6 protein-coding genes are annotated in these 8,039 nt (G+C 71.2%); 2 read left to right on the forward strand and 4 right to left on the reverse strand.

The genetic code is table 11. The features are described from left to right. The first annotated feature begins 170 nt into the window (after positions 1–170). Complete coding sequence (locus E1281_RS34190; RefSeq protein WP_243717694.1) at positions 171–1,535, forward strand: alpha/beta hydrolase domain-containing protein; 1,365 nt, start codon at positions 171–173, stop codon at positions 1,533–1,535. A 177-nt stretch (positions 1,536–1,712) separates the two neighbouring features. Here E1281_RS34190 and E1281_RS34195 read toward each other — a convergent pair whose 3' ends face one another. After that, a complete protein-coding gene (locus E1281_RS34195; protein ID WP_131883854.1) occupies positions 1,713–2,705 on the reverse strand; it encodes an adenylate/guanylate cyclase domain-containing protein in 993 nt (330 codons plus the stop codon). Positions 2,706–2,796: 91 nt separating this feature from the next. Here E1281_RS34195 and E1281_RS34200 point away from each other — a divergent pair, with 91 nt between their 5' ends. Beyond that, a complete protein-coding gene (locus E1281_RS34200; RefSeq protein ID WP_131883855.1) occupies positions 2,797–3,558 on the forward strand; it encodes a MerR family transcriptional regulator in 762 nt (253 codons plus the stop codon). Positions 3,559–3,562: 4 nt separating this feature from the next. Here the strand turns inward: E1281_RS34200 and E1281_RS34205 are convergent, their stop codons facing one another. The 3 genes from E1281_RS34205 to E1281_RS34215 form a co-directional block, all read right to left on the reverse strand. Beyond that, the gene (locus E1281_RS34205; protein ID WP_131883856.1) at positions 3,563–5,200 is read right to left on the reverse strand and encodes a sigma-70 family RNA polymerase sigma factor; all 1,638 of its coding nucleotides are present in this window, start codon (positions 5,198–5,200) and stop codon (positions 3,563–3,565) included. Between the two features lie 250 nt (positions 5,201–5,450). Further along, complete coding sequence (locus tag E1281_RS34210; protein WP_243717696.1) at positions 5,451–7,061, reverse strand: long-chain fatty acid--CoA ligase; 1,611 nt, start codon at positions 7,059–7,061, stop codon at positions 5,451–5,453. Between the two features lie 99 nt (positions 7,062–7,160). Next, positions 7,161–7,652, reverse strand: a complete 492-nt coding sequence (locus E1281_RS34215) for a SigE family RNA polymerase sigma factor (protein ID WP_131883858.1) — start codon at positions 7,650–7,652, stop codon at positions 7,161–7,163. Between the last annotated feature and the right edge of the window lie 387 nt (positions 7,653–8,039).

Below are 8,039 nucleotides of genomic sequence, written 5' to 3' on the forward strand. Positions count from 1 at the left end.
CCCCCGCCCTGACCTTCGGCCGCCTCCTCGCCCACCGCCTCGCCCCCGTCCGGCATCCCCTCTGACCGGGCCCACCGACGAGGTGGCCGGCGATTCTGCCGATGCGGAACCCGGCCAAGGCGGAGATCATGAATCGACTCCGTCACTCGCCGGCCCGTGGAGGGAACGAAGTGAGGAACTTGCCAGTCACCCGGCTGCTGGTCGCGGCCCTGGTCGCCGTCGGGCTCGCCGCCGCGCCGGGCACCGCCCAGGCCGGGACCGCACCCGGCACCGTCGTCCAGGGGCCGATACCCGGTGCGCCTCCTGGAGATCCGTCGTCGCCGAATGTCGAGGACACCTATCCGTGGATGGCGACGAACGTCGACCTGGCCTCACGCGGATACGTGGAACGGGAATTCTTCGTCTCCGGTGAAGCCAGTGCGTACAGTGCCACCGGAGAGCGTCTCGCGACCGGTGTCCCGTACAAGACCCGCGTCATCGTGCGGAAACCGACCAGGCCGAGCCGGTTCAACGGGACGGCCATCGCGGAATGGCAGAACGTCACGGCCGGATACGACCTCGACGCCCTGTGGAGCACCGACCAGATCACCCGGGACGGGAACGTCTGGGCGGGCATCTCCGCGCAGCGGGTCGGCGTGGAGCATCTGGTCGAGTGGAGTCCGGCTCGATACGGCGATCTGGACGTCACGGGCGGTGGACGGTTCACCGACGACGAACTGTCCTACGACATATTCGCCCAGGTGGCCGAGACCCTGCGCGAACGCGGTCCCTCGGCCCCGCTCGGCGGGCTCAAGGCGGACACGGTGATCGGTGCCGGCGCCTCGCAGTCGGCGTCCAGGATGACCGCCTATTACGACGCCGTTCTGCTCCAGAGCGAGAAGGTCTTCGACGGATACGCGTTCATCGTCGGCCCCGCCCCGGCCCGACGAGGCCCCGAACCGGTCTTCCAGGTGCTTTCGGAGACGGACGTCCGCTCGTCCGCCCGGCCGCCGGACACCGAGACGTTCCGCCGCTGGGAGGTGGCGGGTACCGCGCACTCGGGCTGGCACGGGCAGGACTACCGGCGCCCGATCCTGAACCGCGACCTCGGTGAGGCGCCCACCTACCGGTGCGACCGGCCCGCGTTCAGCCGCGTCCCCCTGCACCACGTCATCGCCACGGCGTACGCCCATCTGGTGCGGTGGACGAAGGCGGGCACGCCACCGCCGTCAGCACCACCGCTGCGCCTCAATCCGGACGGCACCAAGGTGCGCGACTCGCTCGGACTGGCCAAGGGCGGTATCCGGCTCTCCCAGGTGGAGGCCCCCACGGCCCTCAACACGGGTGACAACTCCGGGGAGACGTTCTGCTTCCTGTTCGGCACCCATGTGCCGTTCGACGAGGCTCGACTCGACTCGCTCTACCCGTCCCACGGCCGTTATGTCGCGGCCGTCGTGAAGGCGGACGTCCACAACCTGCGGGACGGCTACCTCCTTCCGGCGGACGCCCGGCAGAACCGGATCGACGCGATCGGCTCGGGCGTCGGCGGGCACTGAGAGCGCCCCGGTCGCCCAGGCAGTGCTCCCCGCACGGGGAGCACTGCCGCTTCGCGTGGGGGGTCACCGACGTCCTGCGGCGCATCGACCGTGACCGCCGCTCGCTGGACGCCCGGCTCGCCGGAACGACCGTGTCCTCACCGACCCCGAGGACGGACGCGTCCTCGAAGCCCTGTACTAAGTGCGGCGTCCAAGGCGGCGTAGCAGAAACGGGCGGACGCGGCCCAAGCCCTGCAGCGGGCGGGGGCGGAGAGCGGTGATGTCGTAGTCGCCGGAAGGAAGGACCCCGGCGAGACCGCCGTCGACGAGGACCGTTCCGGGATGGGCGGTCGAGGTCAGGCGGGCGGCGAGGTTGATCGGGGTACCGAACACATCGCCCAGCCGCTGGATGACCTCACCATAGGCGAGGCCGACACGGACCTTGGGGAAGTCGGGATCTTCGTTGAAACGTTCCGCGATGCGGAGCCCGATTTCGGCGACGGCGCTGGGCTCGGACCCCACGAAGAGGACCTCGTCCCCGAGCGTCTTGATGACGCGTCCACCCAGCTCGGCGATCACCTCGGCGGTGGTGACCTCGAACCGTTCGATGAACGCGGCGAGGGCGTCGCCGTCCAGATGGCGGCTCAGCCGGGTGAACGAGACGACGTCGGCGAACCCGACCGCGAGGTGGGCGAGGCCGGCGGCGGGGTCGGACTGCGCGGTCGCCGTCGTGGCGGCGGCGCGCATCCCGGCGGCGGTGAGCTGGCGCCGCCACCCGTGCAGCAGGAGGCGCTCGAACGCGGGACGCAGCTCCTCGGTCGCGGCGAGGGCGCCGGTGACGCGGTCGGTCGCGGCGGGCTCGTCCTGGGGGAGTTCGCCGATGCGCTGCAGCCAGACGTCGCCGAGCCAGCTGGCGAGGCGGCCCATCGTCTGGCCGACCGCGCGGGCGAGCTGGAGGACCATGTCCTCGTCGACCAGCTCGGTGCCGAGCAGCTCCTTGATCTCGCGGAGCGCGGCGACGTCCCCGTCGGTGAAGGCGACCTCGTCGTCCGGGGGCGCGGGGAAGCCGAGCGCCTGCCAGATGCGGCGCGCGTAGTCGTCGGGGACGCCCGACCGGGCCTCGACCTCTTTGCGCGTGTAACGCAGGGGGCCGCCGAGGAGCATCTCCTCGATGTCGTCCTGGTCCGCCATGAGGCCAGCCTCTATGTGTCATTGACCGATGTAACAATAGTGCCGGAGTAAGATCACGGCGGTCAAGGCACACGAGTCCGGTGGGCGGGGGATGGCCGAGTACCGAATCGACGAGCTGGCGCGGCTGGGCGAGAGCACCGTGCGCAACATCCGCGCCTACCAGGACCGGGGGCTGCTGCCGCCGCCCCGGCTCGAAGGCCGGGTGGGGCTGTACGACGACTCGCACCTGGCCCGGCTCCGGCTGATCGGCAAGCTGCTCGGACGCGGCTACACGTTCGCGATCATCAGGGACCTGCTGACGGCGTGGGAGACCGGCAAGGACGTCGGGGAGGTCCTCGGCCTGGAGAAGGTGCTCACCGACCCGTGGTCGGACGAGATCCCCGGCACCGCCACCTACGACGAGCTGGTCGGGATCTTCGGCACCGGGCTGGACGAGGACGAGTTCGACGCGATGCGCGACCGGACGATCGCGCTCGGCCTGATCGAGCCGGAGGGCGACGCGTACCGGGTGCCGAGCCCGCGGCTGCTGCACGTGGGCGCCGAACTGGTGGCCGCCGGGATCCCGCTCGCATCGGTGCTCGACATCGCCGAGCAGATCCGGGACGACTGCGACGTGATCGCGGGCCGGTTCGTGAACCTCGTCCAGGAGCACGTGTTCGACGGCCTGGAGGAGCAGACCGTCCCGGACGGCGAGAAGGTCACCGAGGTCGCGGCCGTGGTACGCCGGATGCGGCCGCTGGTGAAGATGGTCGTCGAGCCGTTCATCGCGCGGGCGATGGAGACCCGCGTCCAGGAGGCCCTTGGCGAGCACCTCGAAATGGTGCGGGACCACCTCGGCGAGAGCCCCGGCTGAGCCGTCACAGGAGCGAGGCGCCCCAGACGACCGTCACCTGTTTCTGCGCGCCCTCGGAGTCGGTGAAGGTGAGCGTGCCCTGGCCCGGCAGGCCGATGAGGAACGTGCGCAGGTTGACCGTCACGGTGGCCTTGCCGTCCTCGGGCATGCCGCCCTGCATCTCCGACAGGACCAGCTGGCTGGTCGACGACATCGCCGTCCACGTCACGGGGCCGCTCTCGGCCGCGAGGCTGACCTGGCCGGTCTTGGTGCCGTACAGCTCGACCTTGGCGGGGTTGACGACGAGGTCACCGGGCCCCGGAGGCTGGTTGGACTCCGGAGGCGGCGCAGGCCGCGTCGGGTCCGCGGACTCCTCCGGCGTCCTCTCGTCCGTCTGGGGCCTGACGGGCGGCTGCGCCGGGCGGCCGCCGGGCCCGCCCGACTCGGGCTCCCGCGACGGCTGCGTGTCGGGGCGCGAGCCGTTCGGCGGCGCGTGCTCGGTGATGGACGGCTGCGGCTCCGTGCGGAACGGCGGCCACGACAGCGAGTCGCCGGCGATGCCGGGGCCCATGACGAACACGGCGACCAGCGCGGCGGCCAGCGCGCCCGCCATGCCTCCCCCGGTGAACAGCCACCGGCGGGTGAACGGCGAGGGCACGTCCGGCTGGCTCGGCAGGCCGGACGGCGTGAGCGCGCCGCCGCGCGCGGCGATGTCGGCCCGGTAGCCGGCCAGTTCCGGGTCCGTGGCGGTGTGCATGACGCGGTGGCGCAGCGCCGCGGGCAGCACGGGGGCGGGCGCCCGCCTGAACAGCGCGGCGGCGGTCACGCGGCCGCGGCGGCGGCAGCTGGGGCAGCCGGCGACGTGCCTTTCGACGACGGGATCGGCCGGGGGAGCCTCCGGACGCCGGTGCAGGACTCCGAGGAGCCGCTTGCCCAGCGACGCGCGAGCGGTGCCCGGCGAGCCGGATTCCCGCGGCGCGGGCGGCGCGTCCGCCTCGTCCTGCCGGGCCCGGGTCCGGCAGGCGGCGACCGGACGCGGCTCCTCCGCGGAGTCGGCGGTACCGGCGGCGCAGGCCCGGTTGGCGCGCTGGACCTCCCGCTGGAGCGCGGCCTCGATCTCGGCCCGCCCGTCGCGGACGCGCAGGGCGGACCGGCGCGCGGACAGGCCGAGCGTCGCCCCGAGCCTCGCGGGACGCAGCCCGTGCCGGAACGCCAGGAGCAGCACCTCCTGCTCGACGGGCTCCAGCTTGGCGAGCGCGGCGCGGAACAGGCCGTGGAGCTCGTCCGACGGCGGCCAGTCCGGGGCGGGGCCCTCCGGCTCGGCGCGGTCCAGGAAGGGGATGTCGGAGAACTCGTCGTTCCGGTCCCAGAACAGGATCTTCGCTCTGCCGCGCCGGATGCAGCGGCGGCGCGCGGCCCCGTACAGCCAGGAACTCAGGTGCAGGTGGTCGCGCATCCGCGGAGCGCGGCGGCCTGCGTCGATGAACGTGTCGTGGACGATGTCGGCGGCGACTTTCTCGTCCCCCGACATTGACAGTGTGTAATCATAAAGGCGCTCACCGTACTCGTCGTAAAGTGCGGCGAAAGCCGTCTCGTCGCCTTCGTTCAGCCCTTTGACCAGCGCTCGGTCGGCTGAGTGCAACGTGGGGGACAACCTGGGCATTCACGCTCCCGGCAGCGGCATGAGGTGTCCGTCCCCATGGGAATCGTCCGGACAATCAGCCCACCTTGCATACACCCGCGAACCCCATCCGCACCACATGGTCTGCCGAAATCACCATTAAGGTGACGCCGGGGTGAGATGCCGCTTCTCTCCGTGATCACGCTACCAATGACTCGGCGTCAGAATCGAGTCAGCGGCCCGATCCGGCCTCGGGCCATCCGCTCCCGGGGCCGCCCCTCGGCCCCGCCGGTCAGCCTTCGCGCCGAACCTCCAGCTCACCGTCCGCGTAGCGGCGCCGCAGCACCTTCTTGTCGAACTTGCCGACGCTCGTCTTGGGGACCTCGGCGATGAACGCCCACCGCTCGGGAAGCTGCCATTTCGCGATCCGCCCGGCCAGGAACTCCCTCAGCTCCGCCGCCGTCACCGAGGCCCCGTCACGGACCACGACCGACGCGAGCGGCCGCTCCTGCCACCGGTCGTCGGGGACGCCGACCACGGCCGCCTCGACGATGTCCGGGTGCGCCATCAGGTGGTTCTCCAGCTCCACCGACGAGATCCACTCGCCGCCCGACTTGATGACGTCCTTCGCCCGGTCGGTGAGCGTCAGGAACCCGTCGGACGACAGCGTCCCGACGTCGCCCGTGCGCAGCCAGCCGTCGTGGAACTTCGCGGGGTCCTCGTCGAGATGGTACGAACCGGTGATCCACGGCCCGCGGATCTCGACCTCGCCGACGGCCTCCCCGTCGTTGGGCAGCACGACGTCGCCGTCACCGACGACGCGCATCTCCAGCCCGGCGAGGACGCGCCCCTGGCTGATCCTGGCCTTCCACGCGTCCTCCCCGGCGGCCTTGGCCGGCGGGTGCGCCACCGACGCGACCGGGGAGGTCTCCGTCATCCCCCACGCCTGGACGATCCGGACGCCGATCTCGTCGAAGCCGCGCATCAGCGCCGCCGGAACGGCCGACCCGCCGCACGGCACGAGCCGCAGCGAACTGAGATCGGACCCGTGCTCCTTCGTGTGGCGCAGGACGTCCGCCCAGATCGTGGGCACCGCCCCCGCGACCGTCGGACGCTCGGTCTCGAGGAGCCGGACCAGCGGCTCGGCCTGCATGAACCGGTCCGGCATGACGAGCGCCGCGCCCGCCATGATCGCCGCGTAGGGCAGCCCCCACGCGTTGGCGTGGAACATCGGCACCACCGGGAGGACGACGTCGGATGCGCTCAGCCCGATCGCGTTGCCGGTGCACGTCGCCATCGAGTGCAGGTAGGCCGACCGGTGCGAGTACACGACGCCCTTGGGATTCCCGGTCGTGCCGCTGGTGTAGCACATCGCGGCGGCGGACCGTTCGTCGATCTCGGGCCACGCGAACGTGGCGGGCGCCGCGGCGAGCAGCTCCTCGTAGTCGTGCAGCTCCTTGCCCGCGGCGTCCAGCGGCGCCGTGTCGCCCGCCCCGACGACGATCACGTGCCGGACCGTCGTGAGCTGCGGCAGCACCGGGGCGAGCAGCGGAATCAGCGAGCCGTCGACGATGACGACCTGGTCCTCGGCGTGGTTGGCGATGTAGACGAGCTGGTCGGGGAAGAGCCGCAGATTGAGCGTGTGCAGGACGGCGCCCATCGACGGGATCGCCAGGTACGCCTCCAGATGCTCGGTGTTGTTCCACATGAACGTGGCGACGCGCTGGTCGCCGTCCACACCGAGGCCCCGCAGCGCCCCGGCAAGCCGTGCGGCGCGCTCACCGACCTCGGCATAGGTCCGGCGCCGGGCCCCGTCTCCCGTCCACGTGGACACCTCGGCATCCCCGAAGACGTCCGCCCCGTAGCGCATGATCGTCGTAATCGTCAGCGGAAAATCCTGCATGGTGCTCCACATAGGAAGCCCTTCCAGCTCGCAGCGATTCCTGAACCGGATTCTTGCAGTGTTATGCCACGCTGACGACCCCTCGTCACATGACGCGGCTCAGTGGAGGCCGTCGTCTTCGCGGAGTTTGGTCATGGCGCGGGAGACGGTGGACTTGACCGTGCCGACGCTCACGCCGAGGAGGTCGGCGATCTCTCTTTCGGACATGTCCTCGTAATAGCGGAGCATGACGGTGAGGCGTTGCCGCTCGGGGAGGCGGCGGAGCGCGCGGCCGAGGGCGTCGCGCATGTCGGTGCGGCGCGTGTGGTCGTCGACGGCGGGCCGGTCGGGAAGCTGGTCGGTCGGGTAGACGTCCAGTCTCCGGCGCCGCCACCAGGAGATCTGCGTGTTGACCATGGCGCGGCGGACGTAGCCGTCGACGGCGGCGCGGTCCTGGATGCGGTCCCACGCCAGGTAGGTCTTGGCGAGGGCGGCCTGGAGGAGATCCTCGGCCTCGACGCGGTCGCTGGTCAGCTGGGTCGCGGCACGCAGCAGCACGGCCCGGCGTTCCGCCACGTACGAGCGGAACTCCTCGTGCCGCGTCCCTTTCAATTCACCACCGGACCAGGGGTTGTGGAGCCGCCTCGGCCTCTCTCAGGGCCGTGCGCACTCCCGGTAGGGTCGACGATCGCACGCAGGTCGCAATTTCGGGCCTACATAAAGGCTATATCCGGGTCAACCGGAGGATAATCTTCATCCGAGGTAGATCAAAGCTCCTCTGCCAGCTGACTTATCGCAACAAATCCGTCGACAGGGCCAGTCACCGCACAGGACTCTTGACTCACTGTCCCACCATGAGTGACCCACAGTGATCAACGCCGGAGTCCCGCGATGCCCCGACCCACCCTCCGCGGTGCGAGCCGCCGCCGATACCGCGCGGCCGTCCTCGCGCCGCCCCCACGCGAAGGACTCCGCGACCGCACGGCCGCCCCGCTGGAC

This window comes from Actinomadura sp. KC345, from assembly GCF_004348515.1.
Taxonomy (GTDB): domain Bacteria; phylum Actinomycetota; class Actinomycetes; order Streptosporangiales; family Streptosporangiaceae; genus Spirillospora.

What these genes read in the sequence shown, in the direction of transcription:
- E1281_RS34195 (WP_131883854.1), bottom strand. Translation starts at nt 2,705, where the DNA reads ATGGCGGACCAGGACGACATCGAGGAGATGCTCCTCGGCGGCCCCCTG.
- E1281_RS34205 (WP_131883856.1), bottom strand. Translation starts at nt 5,200, where the DNA reads ATGCCCAGGTTGTCCCCCACGTTGCACTCAGCCGACCGAGCGCTGGTC.
- E1281_RS34210 (WP_243717696.1), bottom strand. Translation starts at nt 7,061, where the DNA reads ATGCAGGATTTTCCGCTGACGATTACGACGATCATGCGCTACGGGGCG.
- E1281_RS34200 (WP_131883855.1), top strand. Translation starts at nt 2,797, where the DNA reads ATGGCCGAGTACCGAATCGACGAGCTGGCGCGGCTGGGCGAGAGCACC.